Consider the following 19,928-nt stretch of genomic DNA (forward strand, 5'->3'; position numbering starts at 1 on the left):
CTGCTCCAGCTACTCCACGGACTTGCGCCGCTCCTCGCGTTCGAGGCGGCGCTCCTCCCGCTGGGCCTTCCGCACCGCCTTGCGCTCCTTGCGCTTGACGCCGACGCCGCCCCAGAAGGCGAGGCCGGAGACGGTGACGCGCGGCGCGCCGGGGGCGCCCGGGCCGCTGGCCTTGTCGTCGAAGCCGCCCATGATGCCGACGCCGTTGACGTGCACCTCTACGTCGGGCGGCACGACGATCTCCATTCCGCCCATGATCGCGAAGCAGCGGATCACGATGTCGCGGTCCTCGAACCGCGCCTCCCGCAGATCGATCTGGCCGCCGCCCCAGAACGCCACGGAGTTGAAGACCCGCGGCGCGGTCCAGGGGCCCCCGCGCTGGAACCCGCCCATGATCGCGACACCCCAGCGGGACGTGGCCCGGCCGCCGACCCGCTCGGGCCAGTCCGGCTCGCCGCCGCCCTCCGGCGCCCCACGGGCGGGCTCCGCCGCACGGGACGGCGCGGGGAGGTCGCGTACGAGCACATCCAACTCGCCGTGCGTACGCGCCTTGTACGCGGCCCCGAGCCGCTGGTCGAACTCGTCCATATCCAGCCGCCCCTCGGCAAGCGCCTCCCGCAGGGCCTCGGCCACCCGGTCGCGTTCGGTGTCGGAGGCCCGCATGTCAGGGAGTTCGCTCATACCGGACAGCCTATCGAGACCCGCTCACGGAGCCGACCGCTCCGCGTACATCTTCGCGATCGTCTCCGCGCGTCCGCCCGGCCCAGCGAGAGGACCGCAGGAGGCTCCGCTGCGCTCCGCGGCTGGCTACCGGCCGGTAGGGTTGGGTTGCCACCCGACAAAAGCGCCTTATGGGATGGGGAATCGGGCGGTAACGGCACTCAGTTGAAAGGGGGAACTGGCGTGTCGGGCATATCGGGCGCACTCGGCGTCAGAGTGGAGTTTCCCCAGCCGTGGGCCCTCCGCGTACGGGCGGAAACCGCACCCCGAACGGCCGGCGCCCCCGGGCGCAGCGCAGCGCGCCTTCCCCTCCGGCTGCCGTGGGCCGCAGGCTCCAGACGCACCCGCACCCGCCCAACGGGCAACAACCGCTTCGCGGCAGCAGCCGGCGGCGGAGCGCAGCGGAGCCAGTCCTGACCTCAGCCGCGAACTCGCCCGGCAGTCAGTGAATTGGCAGCCGCCCCGCCCCCTCCCTCCCGCTGCCGGCGCCTTGGACCCGGAGGGTCCGAGACGAAACCCGCACCCGGCCGAACCGGATGCCGCTCAGCGCGGCAGCACTCCAGGGAACCCTCGCCCCGACCTCCCTTCGGCCGCTTCGGCACCGCCGAGAAGCCGCCGCCTCGGCCCTTTACAGCGGAGCGTCCGCCTACAGCGGAGCGGCCGTCTGCTGGCGTGCCGGGGGCGAGAAGGCGGCGAACGCGGCGTCCAGCAGGTTGCCAAGATCCTCTTGGCCGCCGCTCGCACTCCACTGTCCGAGGACGATCCACAGGCATTCGAGTGCTGCGGCGGCGCGCACGTTAGCGATGACCGGTGATCCGTCGGCCGGGGAGGCTGTCTCCCGCAGCCGGGCGACGATCTTGGGTCGCCATTCGGTCTGCTTCTCGCGGAGCCGTGCGCACAGGGCCGGGGTCTGGTCGACGAGGTCGAGGATCGTCACGAGGTGCTGGACATCGCGCACGAGGAAGGTCGCGGCTGACTCCAGGGCGTTGCGCAGCCTGCTCCAGTCGTCCTCGTCGACCCGGTCGGCGTCGAGCGCGTCGGCGATGACGTCACCGACGGGGTCGAAGACGAACAGGACCACGTCCTCCTTGGTTCCGAAGTAGCGCAGGAAGGTGCTCCGCGACACTCCGGCGGCCTCGGCGAGGTCGGCGAAGGTGACCTGGTTGAAGCCGGTGAGGCAGAACCGGTTGAACGCCACGCGGGCCAGCTCTGCCCGTACCGCGTGGCGGCCGATCTCACGGGTACCGACGGGTGCTGCACTCATGAAGCCAAGTGTACCGCGCCACACTCGTTTGCTTTTGTGCAACTCGATTCATAACCTGATACTCAGTGTCAGTCGCGACGCTGAGAGTCGCGACATTACCCGGTCGGCGGCACGGTCATGCGCCGGCCTTCATGTGAAGTGGAGCCACCCCATGAGCAGCCACCCCGTGAGCTACGACGACCTCTCCGCCCTGACGATCGACGTCTCGGACGGGGTCGCGACGGTGACAATCGATCACCCGCCGCTCAATCTGATGGACGCGGTCCTGCTGCCGTCCCTGCGGGCGTTCATCGCGCGGGTGCGGGACGACGCCGACGTCCGCGTCATCGTCTTCGAGAGCGCCGACCCGGAGTTCTTCATCGCGCACGGTGACATGGCCTACCTCACCGACCCGGACGCGCTGCCCGAAGCCACCCGCGCCGCGATCGCGGCCGCACCGGACGCGACCATTCCCGAGGGGCTGAACATCCTCCAGGCGCTGAGCGAGGAGGTCCGCTCGCTGCCGCAGGTCACCATCGGCAAGCTCGCGGGTTTCGCGCGTGGCGCGGGCAACGAGTTCTTCATGTACCTGGACATGCGCTTCGCGGCGATCGGCGAGTCAGGGCAGGGGCAGCCGGAGTCCTTGATGGGGATCCTTCCCGGAGGCGGTGGCACGGTGAACATGACGCGCCTGGCGGGCCGGGCCCGCGCGCTGGAACTCATCCTCGGCGCCGAACTCGTGGGCGCGGAACTCGCGGAACGCTACGGCCTGATCAACCGCGCACTGCCCGCCGGGGAACTCGATGCATTCGTCGGCACCCTGGCCCGACGGATCGCCGGCCTGCGACCGGAGGTCATCTCCATCACCAAGGCCGCGGTCGACGCGATCGCTCCTCCGATTCCGCACACGGCGTACGCCGTGGAGAACGAGGGCCTGTACCCGGCGTTCGGCGACGACGTCACCGAACTCGCCCACAAACTGCTCGCCGCCGGTATTCAGACCCGCGAGGGCGAACGGGACCACGAGCGCATCGCCAACAGCGTCTGAATGCGGGCATGACGGGCCCCCTTTCCGCGTCACCTCTCAGCCGACCGCTCCGCGTACATCTTCGCGATGACGGCCTCGATGTCCGGTTCCCGCACCGACAGGTCGACCAGCGGGTACCGCTCGGCGACCGCCGCGACGAGCGGCGCCGCGCTGGCCGTCGCGGCGAAGGCCAGCCACTGGCGCGGGCCCTCGACCCGGACCGTACGGGCGCCGGGCACGTCGTCGATCGGGGGCAGCTCGCGCTCCAGGTCCACTACCAGGGTCCGCTCGCTCTCGCCCACCGCGTGCAGGCCGCTCAGCCCGCCGTCGTACACGAGCCGCCCGTGGTCGATGACCATCACCCGCTCGCAGAGCTGCTCGATGTCGGTGAGGTCGTGGGTGGTGAGCAGCACCGTCATGCCCAGGTCGGCGTTGACGTCGCGGAGGAAGTCCCGGACCTTGGCCTTGCTGACCACGTCGAGGCCGATGGTCGGCTCGTCGAGGTAGAGCACCTCGGGGTCGTGGAGGAGGGCGGCGGCGATATCGCCGCGCATCCGCTGGCCCAGGGAGAGCTGGCGTACGGGCACGTCCAGGAGGTCGCCGAGGTCGAGGAGTTCGACGCAGCGCTCCAGATTCTCCCGGTACCGGGCGTCGGGGATCTTGTACATGCGGTGCACCAGGCAGTACGAGTCGCGCAGCGGCAGGTCCCACCAGAGCGTCGTGCGCTGCCCGAAGACCACGCCGATGCGGCGTGCGAGCCGGGTGCGCTCGCGCGAGGGGTCGATGCCGGCGACGCGCAGCCGGCCGCCGCTGGGCACGAGGATGCCCGTCAGCATCTTGATGGTGGTGGACTTGCCGGCCCCGTTGGGCCCGATGTAGCCGACCATCTGGCCGCGCGGCACGGTGAAGCTGATCCCGTCCACGGCCCGCACCTGGTGCTTCTCGCGGCGCAGCAGCCCGGCCTTGCGCCGTACGTCGAAGACCTTCTCCACGCCGTCCAGTTCGATGAACCGCGCGGGGTCGCCGTCGTACGCCACGCGCTCACCGCCGAGCGCGGCCGGCCCGCTGTCGTGCGCCGTGCGCTCACCGCCGCGCATCGTGTCCCTCACCATTTTTGTGCCCCTCACCTTCCCGTGCCCCCTCAACTTCCCGTGCTCCGGTAGCTTCTGATCCCCGTCCGCCAGGCCAGCCCCGCGAGGGCCGCCATCGCCGCCGCGACCAGCGGGCCGCACAGCCCCACCCAGCCGGGCAGGTGCAGCGGGTCTTCTCGGCCCAGCAGCCGCAGCGCGGGGAGCCAGTTGACGAAGGCGAGCGGCACGACGAACGTCACCCCGCGCACCAGGTCCTTGGCGAAGACGGTGGGCGGGTACTGGAGCAGCGTGTTGCCGCCGTAGGTGAAGGAGTTCTGCACCTCGGCGGCCTCGGTGGCCCAGAACTGGAAGGCCGCGCCCACCACGAAGACCGACCCGAAGATCACCGCGCCGCTGACCAGCATCACGGGGATGAGCAGCACGTTCAGCGGCGTCCACACCACGTCCGCGCCCGCCAGCCCCAGGACCAGGACGACCGCGCCCTGGCTGATCCGGCCGAGCCGGCGGAGCGCGAAGCGGTCGGCGGCGACCTGCGCGAAGACCGGCGCGGGGCGCACCATCAGGACGTCGAACGTGCCGTCGCGCACCCGCTGCCCGATCCGGTCCATCGAGCCGAGGAAGAGGTCGGCGAGCCCGAGCGAGGTGCTCGTCGCCCCGTACAGCAGCGCGACCTCCGCCAGCGTGAAGCCGCCGAGCGACTCGATGTGGGAGAACATCAGGAGGATCGCGACGAAGTCGAGGCCGCTGCCGAGGAAGTTGCCGGCGGTCGTCATCAGGAAGGACGCGCGGTAGGCCATCGTCGAGCGGATCCACATCGCGACGATCAGGCCGTACGCCCGGATGCCGTCAACCACCCTGGACCACCGCCTTGGAGGTGGCGAGCGCCTGGAGGGCCCGGCCGGCCGCGAGCAGCGCCACCGCCCAGCCCGCCTGGAACGCCAGCGCCGTCAGCAGCCCGGTGCCGGCTGCCCGGCCGAGCAGGACGTCGACGGGGACCTGGAGCATCGCGGCCCAGGGCAGCGTCCGTACGAACTCCCCGAAGCCGCCGGGGAAGGCGTTGAGCGGCAGCAGCACGCCGGAGAAGAAGGTCGTGGCCAGACCGGCGATCAGGGTGACGCCGGCGCCGTCGAGCAGCCAGAAGGAGCACAGGGCCACCAGATAGCGGACGCCGAAGCCGACGACGATGCCGAGGAACACCGCGAGGAGGAAGGCCAGCCAGGTCAGCGGGTCGGCGGGGAGGGCGAGGTCGAAGGCGAGCGCGCCGACGGCCAGCGGTACGACGCCCCGGCCGAGCAGTTGGAAGGCGGCCCGGCCCAGTTCGCTCGCGAGCCACCACGACTGGAGGTCGACGGGCCGGTAGAGGTCGACGGCGATGTCCCCGGAGCGGATGCGCTCCTGGAGCTCTTCCTGGAAGCCGCCGCCGAGCAGCGCGCACGCGGCGAGCAGCGCCTGGCTGACCCAGACGAAGGTGAGGGCCTGCGCCTGGTCGTAGCCGCCGAGGTGGGGCCGTTCGCTCCACAGGGCGATGAAGGTGTAGGCGATGATGAAACCGAAGACGGTGTTGGTGAAGACGCCCGCGGCGGTGGCGACCCGGTAGGTCGCGTACCGCCGGAAGCCGTTCACCGCGACGGCTGCGTACAGCCGCATCTCGTGCTCTCCCTTGCCGTCCGATTGCCGTGGGGTCGCCTCCCGGAGCGCCGACTGGCCGGCGCCGGTTCCGTGCCCGCTCAGCGCGGGTGCGGGCAGCAAAAGACCAGAGCCTAGCCACATGATCGCGGCCGATGCCACACATTTTTCACTCGTTGGAGTGGACAGCGGGGGCCGAACGGCTCGTTACAGAGGTGTCACAGGTGCGAGCCGGGCCCTTTCCACGGAACGCATGGTGCGAGAGTGTTTTACGGCGTGTACCGGACATTTGGGAATCGCCCGCCACCACCCCGTCTCGCCGGCCGACCCCCGGCGACGGCCGAGGAGTCCCCACACACATGAGCGACCAGCAGCCAGAGCAGCCGCAGCCCGGCGACGGTGCCGCCACGCCGGACGGCTGGCCGGCCAAGAAGGCGGGCAAGCGCCGCCCCAAGCGCACCGGCTGGCGCCGCCTCCTGCCCACCTGGCGCATGCTCCTCGGCGGCGTCCTGCTCGTCGTGCTGCTCATCGCGGGCGGCCTGATCGCCGGTTACCTGCTGGTCGACATCCCCAAGCCGAACGACGCGGCCGTCGCCCAGAGCAACGTCTACCTCTACTCCGACGGCTCCCAACTCGCCCGCGACGGCGTCGTCAACCGCGAGAACGTACCGCTGAGCAAGATCCCCAAGACCGTGCAGCGCGCGGCGCTCGCCGCCGAGGACCGCGGCTTCTACTCCGAGTCGGCCGTCAACCCCGGCGCGATGCTGCGCGCCGCCTGGAACACCGTCCTCGGCAAGGGCAAGCAGTCCGGCTCCACCATCACCCAGCAGTACGTCAAGAACTACTACCTGGGCCAGGAGCAGACCCTCAGCCGGAAGGCGAAGGAGTTCTTCATCGCGATCAAACTCGACCGCGAGGAGAGCAAGGACGACATCCTCCAGGGCTACCTGAACACCAGTTACTTCGGCCGCAACGCCTACGGCGTCCAGGCCGCCGCCCAGGCCTACTTCGACAAGGACGTCGGCGACCTGACCACCGCTCAGGGCGCCTACCTCGCCACCCTCCTCAACGCGCCCAGCGCCTACGACCTCTCCGCCCACCCCGAGAACAAGCGGCGGGCCATGAACCGCTGGAACTACGTGCTCGACGGCATGGTCAAGGAGAAGTGGCTGGGCGCCGCCGAACGGGCCGCCATGACGTTCCCGACGCCCGGCAAGGCCAAGCCCGCCGCCGGCATGTCCGGCCAGCGCGGCTACCTCGTCGAGGCCGTCAAGACCTACCTGACCAGCAACAAAATCATCGACGAGCAGACCCTGGCGTCCGGCGGCTACCGCATCACCACCACCATCGACAAGAAACGCCAGAACGCCTTCGTCACCGCCGTGCGCGAACAGCTCATGGACAAGCTCAGCGACTCCCGCAAGGTCGACTCGTACGTACGGGCCGGCGGCGCCTCCATCGACCCGGCGACCGGCAAGGTCGTCGCCCTCTACGGCGGCGTCGACTACACCAAGCAGTACGTCAACAACGCGACCCGCCGCGACTACCAGGTCGGCTCGACCTTCAAGCCGTTCATCCTCACCTCCGCCGTGCAGAACGGCTCCACCACCCAGGACGGCCGCGAGATCACCCCCAAGACCTCCTACGACGGCACCAACCGCCGCCCCGTGCAGGGCCCCAACGGGCCCGTCGGCTTCGCCCCGCCCAACGAGGACGACGTCTCCTACGGCCGCATCACCGCCACCAAGGCCATGGACAAGTCCGTCAACGCCGTCTACGCGCAGATGGCCGAGGACGTCGGCACCCAGAAGGTCAAGGACACCGCCACCGCCCTCGGCCTGCCGAAGAAGACCCCCAACCTCAACGCCTTCCCCTCCATGGCCCTCGGCGTCGCCACCGCCAGCGTCCTCGACATGACCCAGGCGTACGCGACGCTCGCCGGCCACGGCGAACACGGCACGTACACGATGGTCACCAAGGCCACCAAGGGCTCCGAGGAGGTCGACCTGCCCGGCCGGCAGAAGAAGCGGGCCGTGCCGCGCGCCGCCGCCGACACCACCACCTCGGTCCTGCGCAGCGTCGTCGACAACGGCACCGGCTTCGCCGCCCAGGCCGCCGGGCGGCCCGCCGCGGGCAAGACCGGCACCGCCGACGACGACAAGGCCGCCTGGTTCGCCGGCTACACCCCCGACCTCGCCACCGTCGTCGCCGTCATGGGCCAGGACCCCGACAGCGCCGTGCAGAAGCCGCTGTACGGGGCGGCCGGCCAGCCCCGCATGAACGGCGGCGGCCCGCCCGCCCAGATCTGGGCCGCGTACACCGCCGCCGCGCTGGAGGGCGAGCCCGCCACCGACTTCGACCTCGACGTGGACAGCGGCGCAGAGGTCCCCTCTGATGAACCGTCCGAATCCTCCGGCTCGCCCTCCTCCTCGGCCTCCACCGAACCCACCGCCTCCAGCGGCCCCCCGGTCTCGGACGAGCCCACCACCCCCAGCGCGCCGCCGACCTCCGCCAGCCCGCCCGCCGAGCCCCCCACCCTGCCGACCGGCGCTCCCACCCCGCCGGCCGAGACCTTCGGCCCGCCGGAGGACGACGGCGCGTTCGGCAACGAGGACTCGCTGTTCTACCCCTAGGAGGGGCCGTTCCCCGCCTTGCAGGGCGGCCCCGCGGCGCCCGCGGGAGAGCCGCACCCGACCGCCGCGCTGCAAGCTCTTCCGGTGGCGATAGGTTGTCACCCAAGGAAGGCGCAGGAAGAGGGAGCGTGACAGGTGATGGCGGCAGCCAAGGCGAGCCCCCGTGAGCGGTACCGGGACCAAGTACGTACGGAGATCAAGGAACACGCCTGGCAGCAGATCGCCGACTCGGGGGCATCGGGCCTGTCCCTGAACGCGATCGCCAAGCAGATGGGCATGAGCGGCCCCGCGCTCTACCGGTACTTCGCCGGCCGCGACGAGCTGATCACCGCCCTCATCCGGGACGCCTACCGCGGCTTCGCCGACGCCGTCGTCGCCTCCCAGGAGAGCGGCCCCGACCTCGCCGCGCTGGCGCACGCCATGCGCGACTGGGCCCTCGCCGACCCCCAGCGCTACTTCCTCATCTACGGCACCCCCGTGCCCGGCTACCACGCGCCCGACGACGTCACCGCCATCGCGGAGGAGGTCATGACCGCGATCCTCGACGCCGGCGGCCCGGCCCCGGACCACCCCGCGACGGAGCTCGACACCCACCTCGCGGGGCGGCGCCAGTGGGTGCGCGAGCACCCCGCGCCGCCCGCGGCGCTGAGCCGGGCGCTGCGGACCTGGACCCGGCTGCACGGCGTCCTGTCCCTGGAGCTGGCCGGCCACTTCACCGGCATGGGGCTCGACCCCGCCGTGCTCTTCGACGCCGAACTGGAGGGCCTGACCACCGCCTGACGGCGGGCCGGTCAGTGCCCCGAGGTCGCCTTCAGACCGACGACGGCCACCAGCAGCAGACAGACGAAGAAGATCCGGGCCGCGGTCGCCGGCTCGCCCAGCACCACCATGCCGAGCACCGCCGCGCCGGCCGCCCCGATGCCCACCCACACGCCGTACGCCGTGCCGATCGGCAGCGTCTTGGCGGCCTGCGAGAGCAGCAGCATGCTCGCCGCGATACCGGCGACCGTGCCCACGGTCGGCCACAGCCGGGTGAAACCCTCGGTGTACTTCATCCCGATCGACCAGCCGACCTCCAGCAGGCCGGCGATCGTGAGCAGAATCCATGCCATGACGGCACCTCCGTGAAAACGAGCTTCAACAGGGGTGCGTCGTCTTTGCATACCCGGTACGGCGCGTCTCGTCGGGATTCCCCACAACCGTAGCAAAAAGCACCTGCGACGGGCCGGTGACCTCGGCCACCAGCCCGACCACCAGCGCGGACACCGCTACAGATACAGCCCCGTCGAGTCCTCGGAACCCTCCAGCCGCTCCGCCGCCACCGCGTGCAGATCCCGCTCCCGCATCAGCACATACGCCACGCCGCGGACCTCGACCTCCGCCCGGTCCTCCGGGTCGTACAGCACCCGGTCGCCCGGCTCCACCGTCCGCACGCTCTGCCCGACCGCGACGACCTCGGCCCAGGCCAGCCGGCGGCCGACCGCCGCGGTCGCCGGGATGACGATGCCGCCGGTCGACCGGCGCTCGCCCTCCGGGATGTCGGTACGGACCAGCACCCGGTCGTGCAGCATCCGGATGGGCAGCTTGTCGTGGGTGGGATTCTCGCTCACGTCAAGAAGGTACCTGCCCGGCGCGGCCCCGCGGACACGGGACCGGACAAGTGGCGGCCCCGGCCCCGATCCGTACGGAAGACGGCGGACCGTTACACGCGGGCGGCCGGCCCGTATGGCGGGGCGGCGGGCCCGTACGACGGGAGCGGCGAGGCCCGTACGGCGCGAAGAAGCGGTGCTAGTCGCGGCGGCGGCGCGAGGAGAGGGCCAGCAGCCCCACCACGCCCACCACCAGCAGCGCCGCCGGCACGATCCGCTCCACCCGCGGCGCGCCCTCCGGCGAGACGAACTGCGCCCGCGCGTCGGAGACCACGCGATTGACCGCGACGTACGCCCGTCCCGCGGTGCGGTCCACGGTCGAGGCCACCTTCGCCTTCGCGTCGCCGACGATCGTCGACGGGTGCACCCGCACCCCGATCTCGTCCAGCGTCACGGCGAGCTCCTGCCGCCTACGGGCGATGTCCGCCTCGATCTGCGCAGGGGTCCTGGCTTCCGACACCGCGCTGCCTCCGTCATGTCGATGTTCCGTGGTGGACAGTCTGTCAGCTCCCCCGCGCGTACGCCCCACAGCACCCCCGATCGGGGACGTGGCTACGCTCAGGGGCACAGCCACCCAGCCACGAGGAGAGCCATGAGCGAGCGACTTCAGCCCGGCGACACCGCCCCCGCCTTCACCCTGCCCGACGCCGACGGCAAGCCCGTCTCGCTCGCCGACCACCGCGGCCGCAAGGTCATCGTCTACTTCTACCCCGCCGCCCTCACCCCCGGCTGCACCAAGCAGGCCTGCGACTTCACCGACAACCTCGAATTCCTCGCCGGCCACGGCTACGACGTCATCGGCGTCTCCCCCGACCAGCCCGAGAAGCTCGCCAAGTTCCGCGAGACCGAGAACCTCAAGGTCACGCTCGTCGGCGACCCCGACAAAAAGGTCCTGGAGGCGTACGGCGCCTTCGGCGAGAAGAAGCTGTACGGCAAGACCGTCACCGGCGTCATCCGCTCCACCGTCATCGTCGACGAGGACGGCAAGGTCGAGCGCGCCCTCTACAACGTCAAGGCCACCGGCCACGTCGCCAAGATCATCAAGGACCTGGGGCTGTAACCGAACCGCCCCGCCCCGCCGGCGCCCCGCCCTCCGGCGACTCCGGCAGCTCCAGCACGGCCTCGGCGCCGCCCCCCTCGGCGGCGCCGAACCGCAGCCGCGCCCCCAGCACCGCCGCCTGCCCCGCCGCGATCGTCAGCCCCAGCCCATGCCCCGTACCGCGCTCCGGCGCCGCCGTACGGAACCGCCGCGGCCCCTGATCCACCAGCTCCGGCGGATACCCCGCCCCGTGGTCCCGCACCACGATCGACGTGCCACGCACCGTGATCTCGATCGGCGGCTTCCCGTGCTTCGCCGCGTTGGCCAGCACATTCACCAAAATCCGCTCCACCCGGCGGGCATCCGTCGACACGATCCGGCCCTCCCCCACCACCTCCACCGACACATCCGCGACCTCCCGCTGCCGCGCCGCCCGCTTCACGATCCCCCGCACCAGCGACGGCAGATCCACCGGGTCCAACTGCGCGCTCTCCACCCCCGCGTCCAGCCGCGACACCTCCAGCAGATCCTCGATCAGCCCCCGCATCGTCTGCGCCCGGTCCTGCACCATCTCCACCGCCCGCGGATGCGGCAGCAGCTCCGAGGCCGCCACCAGCCCCGCCACCGGCGTCCGCAGCTCATGCGCCACATCCGCGGTGAACTTCCGCTCCGTCTCCACCCGCGCCGCCAGCGCCTCCGCCATGTCGTGCACCGAACGCCCCAGCTCCGCCACCTCGTCCCGGCCCCCGCCGGCCAGCGCCGCCGCGTCCGGCGGCTCACCCGCCGCGATCCGCCGCGCCGCCGCCGCGCTGCGCCGCAGCCGCCGCGACAGCGACTGCGCCACGAACCACGCCACCACCGCCATCAGCGCCACCGTCACCACCCCCGCCACCAGCAGCGCCTTGTCCAGCGCCAACTGCAACGCGTCCCGCTCCGGATACGGCGCCGACACCGACAGCGTCTTGCCGCCGCCCACCCCCGTGGCCGCCCACACCCGCGGATCGCCACCGCCGCTGATGTACGTACCGGCGCGCCCCGCCGCCGCCGCGTGCACCAGCGGCGTCGGCAGCGCCGAATCGTCGAGCTGCGCGCCCAGCGCCAGCGTGCCGTCCCGCTGATAGACCTGGAGCGCCGAACTGAGCAGGCCGTCCTGGTACGAACGGGCCTGATGGTCCCGCTCCAGACCCGATATGTGGTGCACGGCGAAACCCAGCACCACCACCGCGAGCGCGGTGACGAAAGAGATCGCGAGCGCGATCCGGCCACGGATGCCCATCACGCGATCGTGTAAGTCTCCGCGGCGTCACCGGACGGCGTCGCGCCCAGGTACTCCACGTCCAGACCCGTGAAGGCCAGCTTCCCGTCCACGTTCTTCGCCCCGTACAGATGGAACGCCGCCGGGAACGACGCCGGCGCCACGCCCTTCGCGCCGCCGGACACCAGTACCACACCACTGCCGTCCGCGCCGCCCGCGCCGTAGTTCTTCCACTTGATGTCGCTCGCCACCGCTCCAGCGTCCGCACAGGCCAACGTGATGATCTTCGGTTCGAGCACCGGGTCGCCCGCCCCGCAGTCCCGCACCCCCGGCAGCTCGGCGGACGCCGACTCCCTGTCCGCCGGGCCGTGCGGCTGCTCCTTCCGCGCGATCTCGGGCGGCGGCGACTTCTGCGCCGCCGCCGTCTTCGGCGCCGCGCCCACCGCGCTCGCCCGGTCCGTGACCTGGCTCAGCCACACCCCGCCCAGCGCGACCACGGTCACGACCGCGAACGTCACCAGCACGGTCCGCACACGGGCCCGTCGCGTCTCGGCGCGGTCGGTCATCGGATTCTCTCTCCTCAGCGTGCGGTGCCCGCCGGCGGGCAGCTTCTTCCCGGTGGGGATGACGGGTAAAAAACAGCCCGCGTTCCCTTTGGCCCCGGATCGTTCCGCGCCCGACCCCCGCCCGGGCCGCGCCCGGCCCCCGCCCCGGCCCCCGCCCGACCGTCACCCGAACGGCCCTCCCCCGAGTGACCTACGTCGCGTTCGGACAAGAAAATGGTTTGAGCGGCCAACGATCGTGCAGACGTCCCCTTCGTATGAGCACAGCCGCAAGCGCGGCCGACCTACCGAGAGGACCCGAGCCGTGTCCACCGGCAGCACCACCGAGGTAGACCCAGACCAGGACCCCCAGGCCCTCAAGCGGCACCGGGCCCTGTTCAGAGCCGCTGCCCGCCGCAGGGACCCCAAGCTCCGCCGGACCGACATCACGGTCACCGACGAGAAGATCGTCAAGCGCGCCGTCAAGGCGGCCGCGCTCGGCAACGCCATGGAATGGTTCGACTTCGGCATCTACAGCTACCTCGCCGTCACCATCGGCAACGTGTTCTTCCCCTCCGGGAACGACACCGTGCGGCTGATGTCCTCGCTGGCGACCTTCGCCGTGGCCTTCCTCATACGCCCCATCGGCGGCATGTTCTTCGGCCCCCTCGGCGACCGCATCGGCCGCAAGGCCGTGCTGGCCCTGACGATGCTGCTGATGGCCATCAGCACCTTCGCCATCGGCCTGATCCCGTCCTACGCCTCCATCAGCTTCTGGTCCCCGGTACTGCTCATCCTCTTCCGGATGCTCCAGGGCTTCTCCACGGGCGGCGAGTACGGCGGCGCCTCCACGTTCATAGCCGAGTACGCCCCCGACAAGCGGCGCGGCTTCTTCGGCAGCTTCCTCGAATTCGGCACCCTCGCCGGCTACGTCGGCGCCGCCGGCCTCGTGGTCATCCTCACCTCGACGCTCAGCTCCGACGCCATGAACCAGTGGGGCTGGCGGGTGCCGTTCCTGGTGGCGGGCCCGATCGGGCTCATCGGCCTCTACCTCCGGATGAAGCTGGAGGACACCCCCGCCTTCCAGAAGCTGGAGGACGACAACGCGTCGCCCACCGGCGACAACATCAACAGCGAGACCACCGAGCTGAAGCAGATCTTCATCGCCCAGTGGCCGCGGCTGGTGCTGTGCGTCGTGCTCGTCGGCGCGTACAACATCACCGACTACATGCTGCTCTCGTACATGCCGACGTACTTGACGGACCAGCTCAAGTACAACGACGCGCACGGGCTGATCATCCTGATCGCCGTGATGGCCCTCCTCATGGTCATCATCACCTTCATCGGCCGCCTCAACGACCGGGTCGGCCGCAAGCCGCTGCTGATGGCGGGCATGATCGGGTTCTTCTTCCTGTCCGTACCGGCCTTCCTCCTGCTCAAGCAGGGCAGCCTGCTCGCGGTCACCGGCGGCATGCTGATGCTCGGCCTGCCGATGGTCTGCCTGCTCGGCACCATGTCGGCCGTGCTCCCCGCCCTCTTCCCCACCAATGTGCGCTACGGCTCGCTGTCCATCGGCTACAACCTCTCCGCCTCCCTCTTCGGCGGCACGACCCCGCTGGTGATCACCGCCCTGATCACGGCGACGGGCAGCGACATGATGCCGGCCGTCTACACCACCGCCGCCGCCCTCGTCGGCATGATCGCGGTCGCCTGCCTCAAGGAAACCGCCCGCCAGCCCCTGGAGGGCTCCCCGCCCTCCGTCTCCACCAAGGAAGAAGCCGCCGAAATCGTCACCTCCGCGGCCCCGGACCCGAAGTTCTGACCCCCGAGCGCCCCCGCCGGTAGGAACCGTTCCGCTTATCGGGCATAACCGTCCGATAAGCGGTTCGTTTTCCCGTACGAGCCCACGAACGCGTGGCCGTATACGGAGGGGAAATCCATGACCGCCGCCCGCTACACCGGCGACGCTCTGGCCGAAGCTGTGGCCGCCTCGGTCACCTGGGCCGACCTCATGCGCAGGCTCGGCATCAAGGCGAGCGGCGGAGGCCGCCGGACGCTACAGCGCCTCGTAGCCGGTCATGGGATCGATACCAGCCACTTCAAGCAGCGCAGTCCATGGCGCAAGTACCCGGACGAGGCGATAGCCGAGGCTGTCGCCTCCTCCACCACGTTGCGCGAGGTCGCGCAGAAGCTCGGCGCGCCACCGGCGACCGGCACCCTCTCCCACATCGGGCGGCGCATAGCCGCCGCGGGAATCGACGCGGGCCATTTCCCCGCGCTGAACCGACCGCGGCTCGACCTTCCCTTCACCGGCGGGGAACTCGCGACCGCAGCGGCGTCCGCGACGAGCATCCGGGCCGTGGCACGAGCGCTCGGCATCCCTGACGACGGCAGGTCACGGGCCGCGCTCCGCCGCATGCTGGCGGAGCACGGAGTGGACACCAGCCACTTCACCCACTCCCGGTTGACGCTCCCCGACGACGAGCTACGCACGGCGGTCGGGCGGTCCACCAGCTACGCCGAGGTCATGCGCGCCCTGGGCCTCGCCGTGAACGACGCGAACCATCGGCGGTTACACCGCCGGACCGCCCAGCTCGGCATCGACACCGGCCACTTCACGCGACGGGCCAAGCGCCCAGTGCGGGCAGTGGTTCCCAGGCCCATCGCCGACGAGGTACTCCGCGTGAATCCGGCCGGGTCCTCCCGCGTCAACCGTTCACGACTGCACAAGGCCCTCGGCGAGATCGGCGTCCCGTACCGCTGCGCCTCCTGCGACAACCCGGGCGAGTGGTGCGGCAAGCCGATGACGCTCCACATCGACCACATCAGCGGCGACTGGCTCGACAACCGGCGGGAGAACCTTCGCTACCTCTGTCCGAACTGTCACGCGCTCACGGAAACCTGGTGCCGGAGCCGCCGGTCGAAGCCACTCGTGGAATAGGTTCGCCGCGCCGTACACTGTGAGCTGCCGACCGAGATCCGTGGTCGGCGGCTGGCGGCCGTTGCTGAATTGGTATAAGCGGATGTTTTAGGGGCATCTGGGAGCAATCCCATGTGGGTTCGAGTCCCACCGGCCGCACTGACAATGGAATCGAAGGCCCGGCGCGCGAAAACAGCGCGCCGGGCCTTCGTCGTACGGGCGTCAGCCCAGCAGCTCCCGCACCCCCGGCACCAGCCCCCGGAATGCCTTCCCCCGGTGGCTGATGGCGTTCTTCTCCTCGGGCGTGAGCTCGGCGCAGGTGCGGGAGTCTCCCAGGGGCTGGAGGATCGGGTCGTAGCCGAAGCCGCCGCTGCCGGCGGGGGTGTGGCGGAGGGTGCCTTCGAGGCGGCCTTCTACGACGCGTTCGGTGCCGTCGGGGAGGGCTAGGGCGGCGGCGCAGGCGAAGTGGGCGGTGCGGTGGGCGTCGGCGATGTCGGCGAGCTGGGCGAGGAGCAGGTCGAGGTTGGCCTGGTCGTCGCCGTGGGTGCCGGACCAGCGGGCGGAGAAGATGCCGGGGGCGCCGCCCAGGACGTCGACGCAGAGCCCGGAGTCGTCGGCGACGGCCGGGTGGCCGGTGGCGCGGGCCAGGGCGTGGGCCTTGAGGAGGGCGTTCTCGGCGAAGGTGACGCCGGTCTCCTTGACGTCGGGGATCTCGGGGTAGGCGTCGGCGCCCACGAGTTCCACGTCCAGACCGGCGTCGGCGAGGATCGCGCGCAGCTCGGTGACCTTGTTGGCGTTGCGGGTGGCGAGGATCAGACGGTGCATGGGGCCCGATTATCCAGGGGTGCAGGTCTTGACGAGACCGCTGGTCGCGTCCTTGAGTCCGGAGAGGTCGGGGCGCCGGTCCTCGGCGACGGCGTCGTCGATCTCGTCCACCGCCTTCGTCAGGGCGTCGACGGACTTCTTCACGGACTCGTCGTCGGATTTCGCGAGCCGACCCAGGTCCTTGTTCAGCCGGTCCACGGACTTCTTGGCCTCGTCGGACCCGGCCGACGTGTTGTGCACGGTGCGGGCGAGGTCGCTCACGTCGTCGGAGAGGGTGGAGGCGAGCCGGCCGCAGTCCACCGCCTTGTCGACGGGGTCGCACGCGGATATGAGCGGCAGCGCTATCGCGAGCGCGGCGCAGGCGGTGACGGCGGTGGTGACGCGGCGGCGGCGTTGGCGGCGCGGGCGCTCGGTGGTCATGCGGGTTCCCCTCCCAGAAGCTGCGGATGCGGGGTACGGGCGTGCGTACGCCCGTACCCCGCATCTCTAGGAACGCGCTTTTCCCTGCCGAGGGTTGCTTCCCCGGCGTCAGAGCGTCGCGGCGAGCGCCTCGCGCTGGGCGGCGTCGAGCGAGGCGCAGCCCGCGACGGCGAGGTCGAGGAGGGAGTCCAGCTCCGTGCGGTCGAAGGGTTCGGCTTCGGCGGTGCCCTGGATCTCGACGAAGCGGCCGTCGCCGGTGCAGACGACGTTCATGTCGGTTTCGGCGCGTACGTCTTCCTCGTAGCAGAGGTCGAGGAGGGGGGTGCCGCCGACGATGCCGACGCTGACGGCGCTGACGGTGCCGGTCAGCGGCTGGCGTCCGGCCTTGATGAGTTTCTTGCCCTGGGCCCAGGCGATGGCGTCGGCGAGGGCGACGTAGGCGCCGGTGATGGCGGCGGTGCGGGTGCCGCCGTCGGCTTGGAGGACGTCGCAGTCGAGGACGACGGTGTTCTCGCCGAGGGCCTTGTAGTCGATGACGGCGCGCAGGGAGCGTCCGATGAGGCGGGAGATCTCGTGGGTCCGGCCGCCGATCTTGCCGCGTACGGATTCGCGGTCGCCCCGGGTGTTGGTGGAGCGGGGCAGCATGGAGTATTCGGCGGTGACCCAGCCTTCGCCGCTGCCTTTGCGCCAGCGGGGGACGCCTTCGGTCATGGAGGCGGTGCAGAAGACCTTGGTGTCGCCGAAGGAGACGAGGACGGAGCCTTCGGCGTGCTTGCTCCAGCCGCGTTCGATGGTGATGGGGCGTAGTTGGTCGGGCGTGCGGCCGTCGATGCGAGACATGGGCATGAGCCTATCGGCATGGTGAAGGGCCCCGTTCCGGCGTGTGCTCGGGGGGAGACGCGCGGCGGAGGGGGCCCTTCTGCCGGGGTTGCTCGGGGGGCCGAGGGGTTCAGCGGCTCACATCATGTCTTCGATGTCGGCGGCGATGGGGTCGGCGTCGGTGCCGATGACGACCTGGATCGCGGTGCCCATCTTGACGACGCCGTGGGCGCCGGCGGCCTTGAGGGCGGCTTCGTCGACGAGGGAGGGGTCGACGACCTCGGTGCGCAGGCGGGTGATGCAGCCTTCGACCTCTTCGATGTTGTCGAGGCCGCCGAGCCCGGCGACGATCTTCTCAGCCTTGGTGGCCATGTGCACTCCTGTTGTCTCGGCCCTTCGGCGGTGCCGCCGAGCGGTTTTCATGCGTTTCGCACGTTTCACGCATTTCACACGGTAACGCACGGATGGCCCAACTATGCGGGCGTCGGGGTGCCATCCGGCTGAGGATGGCGGCTATCCGGTGCCGCGCTCCGGGTGGGGCCGCGTCGCTATCGCAGTGGTCTACACCAGTATGCGGCAGGCGGCAAGTGTGCTGGGAGCAGCGACGCCTGGAGGGCGCAGATGAGTTCGGATGCCGCGGCGGCGGGTGCGGGGAAGCGGTCCGGGGCGCGCAAGTCGTGGCCGCAGCGGCTCTTCCAGGGCATGCAGAAGATGGGGCGCAGCCTCCAGTTGCCGATCGCGGTGCTGCCCGCGGCGGGCATTTTGAACCGGTTGGGGCAGGACGATGTGTTCGGCGCCACGGGGCTCGGCTGGGACGACGTGGCGAAGGTCTTCGCGGGGGCGGGCGGGGCGCTGCTGGATTCGTCGCTGGGGCTGCCGCTGCTGTTCTGCGTGGGCGTGGCGATCGGGATGGCGAAGAAGGCGGATGGTTCGACGGCGCTGGCGGCCGTGACGGGGTTCCTCGTCTACTACAACATCCTGCATCAGTTCCCGGACTGTTCGAGCGGCGCGGAGTTCACGTCGGGGACGTGTTTGAAGGGGTCGTCGGCCGACCCGGCGACGTATCAGAATCCGGGGGTGTTCGGCGGCATTGTGATGGGGCTGCTGAGCGCGTGGTTCTGGCAGCGGTTCCACCGGGTGAAGCTGGTGGACTGGCTGGGTTTCTTCAATGGCCGGCGGCTGGTGCCGATTCTGATGTCGTTCGTGGCGCTGGTCTTCGCGGTGCTGTGTCTGTGGGTGTGGCCGCCGGTGGGGAACGCGCTGACGACTTTCAGTGAGTGGCTGACGGATCTGGGGTCGACGGGTTCGGGGGTGTTCGGGGTCGCGAACCGGGCGCTGCTGGTGATCGGGTTGCATCAGTTCCTGAATACGTTCATGTGGTTCCAGTTCGGTGACTTCACGAAGCCGGACGGTTCGGTGGTGCACGGCGATATCAACCGTTTTCTGGCGGGTGATCCGAGTGCGGGGCAGTTCACCTCCGGTTTCTTCCCGATCATGATGTTCGCGCTGCCGGCGGCGGCGCTGGCGATCACGCACTGCGCGCGGCCGGAGAACCGGAAGGTGATCGGCGGCATGATGCTGTCGGTGGGGCTGACGTCGTTCGTGACGGGGGTCACCGAGCCGATCGAGTACTCGTTCCTGTTCATCGCGCCGGTGCTGTACGGGCTGCACGCGGTGCTGACGGGTGTCTCCATGGCGGTGACGTGGGCTTTTGGCGTGCATGACGGGTTCAGTTTCTCGGCCGGCTTGATCGACTACGTCATTAACTGGAGTCTGGCGACGAAACCCTGGTTGATCATTCCGATCGGACTGTGCTTCGCGGTGGTCTACTACGCGCTGTTCCGTTTCGCGATCGTGAAGTTCGATCTGTCGACGCCGGGGCGTGAGCCGGAGGAGCTGGCGGAGGAGATCGAGCAGCAGAACGTGCGCTAGTGCCGTTACGGGCGCGCGTACGGTTCCGTACGGTTCTCACCTGGGCCTTCCCGTAACGGCGGCCCCTCTGGGAGCATCGGCCCCCAAGTCCATGGGCGTGATCCCAAGTCCGTGGGCGTGGGGGCGCTTTGGCGTGCGGCGCGGAATGCGATGAATCATGGATTCCTTTATGCGGCCCTCACGTGTT

The 19,928-nt window shown here is 70.5% G+C and carries 21 protein-coding genes, 1 tRNA gene and 1 riboswitch; of the genes, 8 read left to right on the forward strand and 14 right to left on the reverse strand.

The features are described from left to right. Nucleotides 1-9 precede the first annotated feature (9 nt). Both IF55_RS08215 and IF55_RS08220 read right to left on the reverse strand, forming a co-directional pair. Nucleotides 10-681, reverse strand: coding sequence for a DUF1707 SHOCT-like domain-containing protein (locus tag IF55_RS08215; RefSeq protein ID WP_030875243.1), 672 nt, complete (start codon nucleotides 679-681; stop codon nucleotides 10-12). Between the two features lie 685 nt (nucleotides 682-1,366). Beyond that, nucleotides 1,367-1,984 (reverse strand): TetR/AcrR family transcriptional regulator, encoded by a 618-nt coding sequence (locus tag IF55_RS08220; protein WP_030875239.1) that lies wholly within the window; start codon nucleotides 1,982-1,984, stop codon nucleotides 1,367-1,369. A 166-nt stretch (nucleotides 1,985-2,150) separates the two neighbouring features. On the opposite strand from IF55_RS08220, the gene IF55_RS08225 reads away from it, so the two are divergent. Continuing rightward, the gene (locus IF55_RS08225) at nucleotides 2,151-3,011 is read left to right on the forward strand and encodes an enoyl-CoA hydratase/isomerase family protein (protein ID WP_030875236.1); all 861 of its coding nucleotides are present in this window, start codon (nucleotides 2,151-2,153) and stop codon (nucleotides 3,009-3,011) included. A gap of 29 nt (nucleotides 3,012-3,040) precedes the next feature. Here IF55_RS08225 and IF55_RS08230 read toward each other — a convergent pair whose 3' ends face one another. Genes IF55_RS08230 through IF55_RS08240 form a run of 3 tightly spaced genes read right to left on the reverse strand, consistent with a single transcriptional unit; the run spans nucleotide 3,041 to nucleotide 5,728 of the window. Beyond that, nucleotides 3,041-4,102 (reverse strand): ABC transporter ATP-binding protein, encoded by a 1,062-nt coding sequence (locus IF55_RS08230; protein WP_245661095.1) that lies wholly within the window; start codon nucleotides 4,100-4,102, stop codon nucleotides 3,041-3,043. A 29-nt stretch (nucleotides 4,103-4,131) separates the two neighbouring features. Continuing rightward, nucleotides 4,132-4,896, reverse strand: a complete 765-nt coding sequence (locus IF55_RS08235) for an ABC transporter permease (protein ID WP_048831770.1) — start codon at nucleotides 4,894-4,896, stop codon at nucleotides 4,132-4,134. A gap of 31 nt (nucleotides 4,897-4,927) precedes the next feature. After that, complete coding sequence (locus IF55_RS08240; protein ID WP_030875228.1) at nucleotides 4,928-5,728, reverse strand: ABC transporter permease; 801 nt, start codon at nucleotides 5,726-5,728, stop codon at nucleotides 4,928-4,930. A gap of 338 nt (nucleotides 5,729-6,066) precedes the next feature. Between IF55_RS08240 and IF55_RS08245 the strand changes: the two genes are divergently transcribed. Both IF55_RS08245 and IF55_RS08250 read left to right on the forward strand, forming a co-directional pair. Then, nucleotides 6,067-8,340, forward strand: coding sequence for a transglycosylase domain-containing protein (locus IF55_RS08245; protein WP_048831698.1), 2,274 nt, complete (start codon nucleotides 6,067-6,069; stop codon nucleotides 8,338-8,340). A 138-nt stretch (nucleotides 8,341-8,478) separates the two neighbouring features. After that, complete coding sequence (locus IF55_RS08250) at nucleotides 8,479-9,120, forward strand: TetR/AcrR family transcriptional regulator (protein ID WP_030875224.1); 642 nt, start codon at nucleotides 8,479-8,481, stop codon at nucleotides 9,118-9,120. 11 nt (nucleotides 9,121-9,131) lie between these two features. Here IF55_RS08250 and IF55_RS08255 read toward each other — a convergent pair whose 3' ends face one another. From IF55_RS08255 to IF55_RS08265, 3 genes are all read right to left on the reverse strand, one after another. Continuing rightward, on the reverse strand, nucleotides 9,132-9,452 hold the full coding sequence (locus tag IF55_RS08255; RefSeq protein ID WP_030875221.1) for a DMT family transporter: 321 nt from the start codon (nucleotides 9,450-9,452) through the stop codon (nucleotides 9,132-9,134). A gap of 33 nt (nucleotides 9,453-9,485) precedes the next feature. Further along, a riboswitch (guanidine-III (ykkC-III) riboswitch) is annotated at nucleotides 9,486-9,551 on the reverse strand. A gap of 57 nt (nucleotides 9,552-9,608) precedes the next feature. Beyond that, complete coding sequence (locus IF55_RS08260) at nucleotides 9,609-9,911, reverse strand: GroES family chaperonin (RefSeq protein WP_048831771.1); 303 nt, start codon at nucleotides 9,909-9,911, stop codon at nucleotides 9,609-9,611. 217 nt (nucleotides 9,912-10,128) lie between these two features. Continuing rightward, nucleotides 10,129-10,449, reverse strand: a complete 321-nt coding sequence (locus tag IF55_RS08265; RefSeq protein ID WP_030875214.1) for a DUF3618 domain-containing protein — start codon at nucleotides 10,447-10,449, stop codon at nucleotides 10,129-10,131. Nucleotides 10,450-10,581: 132 nt separating this feature from the next. On the opposite strand from IF55_RS08265, the gene bcp reads away from it, so the two are divergent. Beyond that, nucleotides 10,582-11,049 carry a thioredoxin-dependent thiol peroxidase gene (gene bcp / locus IF55_RS08270; RefSeq protein WP_030875211.1) on the forward strand — a complete coding sequence of 156 codons (468 nt, stop codon included), beginning with the start codon at nucleotides 10,582-10,584 and terminating at the stop codon, nucleotides 11,047-11,049. Here the strand turns inward: bcp and IF55_RS41160 are convergent. Together IF55_RS41160 and IF55_RS08280 are read right to left on the reverse strand one after the other, a co-directional pair. Next, nucleotides 11,030-12,304, reverse strand: coding sequence for a sensor histidine kinase (locus IF55_RS41160; protein WP_030875208.1), 1,275 nt, complete (start codon nucleotides 12,302-12,304; stop codon nucleotides 11,030-11,032). The genes bcp and IF55_RS41160 overlap by 20 nt on opposite strands. Further along, a complete protein-coding gene (locus tag IF55_RS08280) occupies nucleotides 12,304-12,849 on the reverse strand; it encodes a hypothetical protein (RefSeq protein WP_030875207.1) in 546 nt (181 codons plus the stop codon). The genes IF55_RS41160 and IF55_RS08280 overlap by 1 nt, the downstream gene beginning before the upstream one ends. 301 nt (nucleotides 12,850-13,150) lie before the next feature. Between IF55_RS08280 and IF55_RS08285 the strand changes: the two genes are divergently transcribed. From IF55_RS08285 to IF55_RS08295, 3 genes are all read left to right on the forward strand, one after another. Further along, nucleotides 13,151-14,647 (forward strand): MFS transporter, encoded by a 1,497-nt coding sequence (locus IF55_RS08285; RefSeq protein ID WP_030875204.1) that lies wholly within the window; start codon nucleotides 13,151-13,153, stop codon nucleotides 14,645-14,647. A gap of 117 nt (nucleotides 14,648-14,764) precedes the next feature. Beyond that, a complete protein-coding gene (locus tag IF55_RS08290) occupies nucleotides 14,765-15,766 on the forward strand; it encodes an HNH endonuclease signature motif containing protein (RefSeq protein ID WP_048831701.1) in 1,002 nt (333 codons plus the stop codon). 54 nt (nucleotides 15,767-15,820) lie between these two features. Then, nucleotides 15,821-15,904 (forward strand) — tRNA-Leu (locus IF55_RS08295). 63 nt (nucleotides 15,905-15,967) lie between these two features. On the opposite strand, the gene rdgB is transcribed toward IF55_RS08295, so the two are convergent. The 4 genes from rdgB to IF55_RS08315 all read right to left on the reverse strand — a co-directional run bounded on the left by rdgB (nucleotide 15,968) and on the right by IF55_RS08315 (nucleotide 18,232). Next, complete coding sequence (gene rdgB / locus IF55_RS08300; RefSeq protein ID WP_030875199.1) at nucleotides 15,968-16,570, reverse strand: RdgB/HAM1 family non-canonical purine NTP pyrophosphatase; 603 nt, start codon at nucleotides 16,568-16,570, stop codon at nucleotides 15,968-15,970. A gap of 9 nt (nucleotides 16,571-16,579) precedes the next feature. Further along, nucleotides 16,580-16,990: a hypothetical protein gene (locus tag IF55_RS08305; protein WP_030875196.1), complete on the reverse strand. Its 411-nt coding sequence runs from the start codon at nucleotides 16,988-16,990 to the stop codon at nucleotides 16,580-16,582. Between the two features lie 108 nt (nucleotides 16,991-17,098). Next, nucleotides 17,099-17,830: a ribonuclease PH gene (rph, locus tag IF55_RS08310; RefSeq protein WP_030875193.1), complete on the reverse strand. Its 732-nt coding sequence runs from the start codon at nucleotides 17,828-17,830 to the stop codon at nucleotides 17,099-17,101. A gap of 117 nt (nucleotides 17,831-17,947) precedes the next feature. After that, the gene (locus IF55_RS08315; RefSeq protein WP_078643829.1) at nucleotides 17,948-18,232 is read right to left on the reverse strand and encodes a PTS sugar transporter subunit IIB; all 285 of its coding nucleotides are present in this window, start codon (nucleotides 18,230-18,232) and stop codon (nucleotides 17,948-17,950) included. 198 nt (nucleotides 18,233-18,430) lie between these two features. Between IF55_RS08315 and IF55_RS08320 the strand changes: the two genes are divergently transcribed. Further along, the gene (locus tag IF55_RS08320; protein WP_030875187.1) at nucleotides 18,431-19,741 is read left to right on the forward strand and encodes a PTS transporter subunit EIIC; all 1,311 of its coding nucleotides are present in this window, start codon (nucleotides 18,431-18,433) and stop codon (nucleotides 19,739-19,741) included. Nucleotides 19,742-19,928 lie beyond the last annotated feature (187 nt).

Source organism: Streptomyces varsoviensis (assembly GCF_000718635.1).
In the GTDB taxonomy this organism is placed as follows: Bacteria; Actinomycetota; Actinomycetes; order Streptomycetales; family Streptomycetaceae; genus Streptomyces; species Streptomyces varsoviensis.

Bases quoted from the DNA above. Each gene is read 5' to 3' on its own strand.
- rdgB (WP_030875199.1), bottom strand. From the start codon at position 16,570: ATGCACCGTCTGATCCTCGCCACCCGCAACGCCAACAAGGTCACCGAG.
- IF55_RS08235 (WP_048831770.1), bottom strand. From the start codon at position 4,896: ATGTGGATCCGCTCGACGATGGCCTACCGCGCGTCCTTCCTGATGACG.
- rph (WP_030875193.1), bottom strand. From the start codon at position 17,830: ATGTCTCGCATCGACGGCCGCACGCCCGACCAACTACGCCCCATCACC.
- IF55_RS08220 (WP_030875239.1), bottom strand. From the start codon at position 1,984: ATGAGTGCAGCACCCGTCGGTACCCGTGAGATCGGCCGCCACGCGGTA.
- IF55_RS08305 (WP_030875196.1), bottom strand. From the start codon at position 16,990: ATGACCACCGAGCGCCCGCGCCGCCAACGCCGCCGCCGCGTCACCACC.
- IF55_RS08240 (WP_030875228.1), bottom strand. From the start codon at position 5,728: ATGCGGCTGTACGCAGCCGTCGCGGTGAACGGCTTCCGGCGGTACGCG.
- IF55_RS08320 (WP_030875187.1), top strand. From the start codon at position 18,431: ATGAGTTCGGATGCCGCGGCGGCGGGTGCGGGGAAGCGGTCCGGGGCG.
- IF55_RS08290 (WP_048831701.1), top strand. From the start codon at position 14,765: ATGACCGCCGCCCGCTACACCGGCGACGCTCTGGCCGAAGCTGTGGCC.
- IF55_RS08245 (WP_048831698.1), top strand. From the start codon at position 6,067: ATGAGCGACCAGCAGCCAGAGCAGCCGCAGCCCGGCGACGGTGCCGCC.
- IF55_RS08250 (WP_030875224.1), top strand. From the start codon at position 8,479: ATGGCGGCAGCCAAGGCGAGCCCCCGTGAGCGGTACCGGGACCAAGTA.
- IF55_RS08255 (WP_030875221.1), bottom strand. From the start codon at position 9,452: ATGGCATGGATTCTGCTCACGATCGCCGGCCTGCTGGAGGTCGGCTGG.
- bcp (WP_030875211.1), top strand. From the start codon at position 10,582: ATGAGCGAGCGACTTCAGCCCGGCGACACCGCCCCCGCCTTCACCCTG.
- IF55_RS08215 (WP_030875243.1), bottom strand. From the start codon at position 681: ATGAGCGAACTCCCTGACATGCGGGCCTCCGACACCGAACGCGACCGG.
- IF55_RS08280 (WP_030875207.1), bottom strand. From the start codon at position 12,849: ATGACCGACCGCGCCGAGACGCGACGGGCCCGTGTGCGGACCGTGCTG.
- IF55_RS08230 (WP_245661095.1), bottom strand. From the start codon at position 4,102: ATGGTGAGGGACACGATGCGCGGCGGTGAGCGCACGGCGCACGACAGC.
- IF55_RS08315 (WP_078643829.1), bottom strand. From the start codon at position 18,232: ATGAAAACCGCTCGGCGGCACCGCCGAAGGGCCGAGACAACAGGAGTG.
- IF55_RS41160 (WP_030875208.1), bottom strand. From the start codon at position 12,304: ATGGGCATCCGTGGCCGGATCGCGCTCGCGATCTCTTTCGTCACCGCG.
- IF55_RS08260 (WP_048831771.1), bottom strand. From the start codon at position 9,911: ATGCTGCACGACCGGGTGCTGGTCCGTACCGACATCCCGGAGGGCGAG.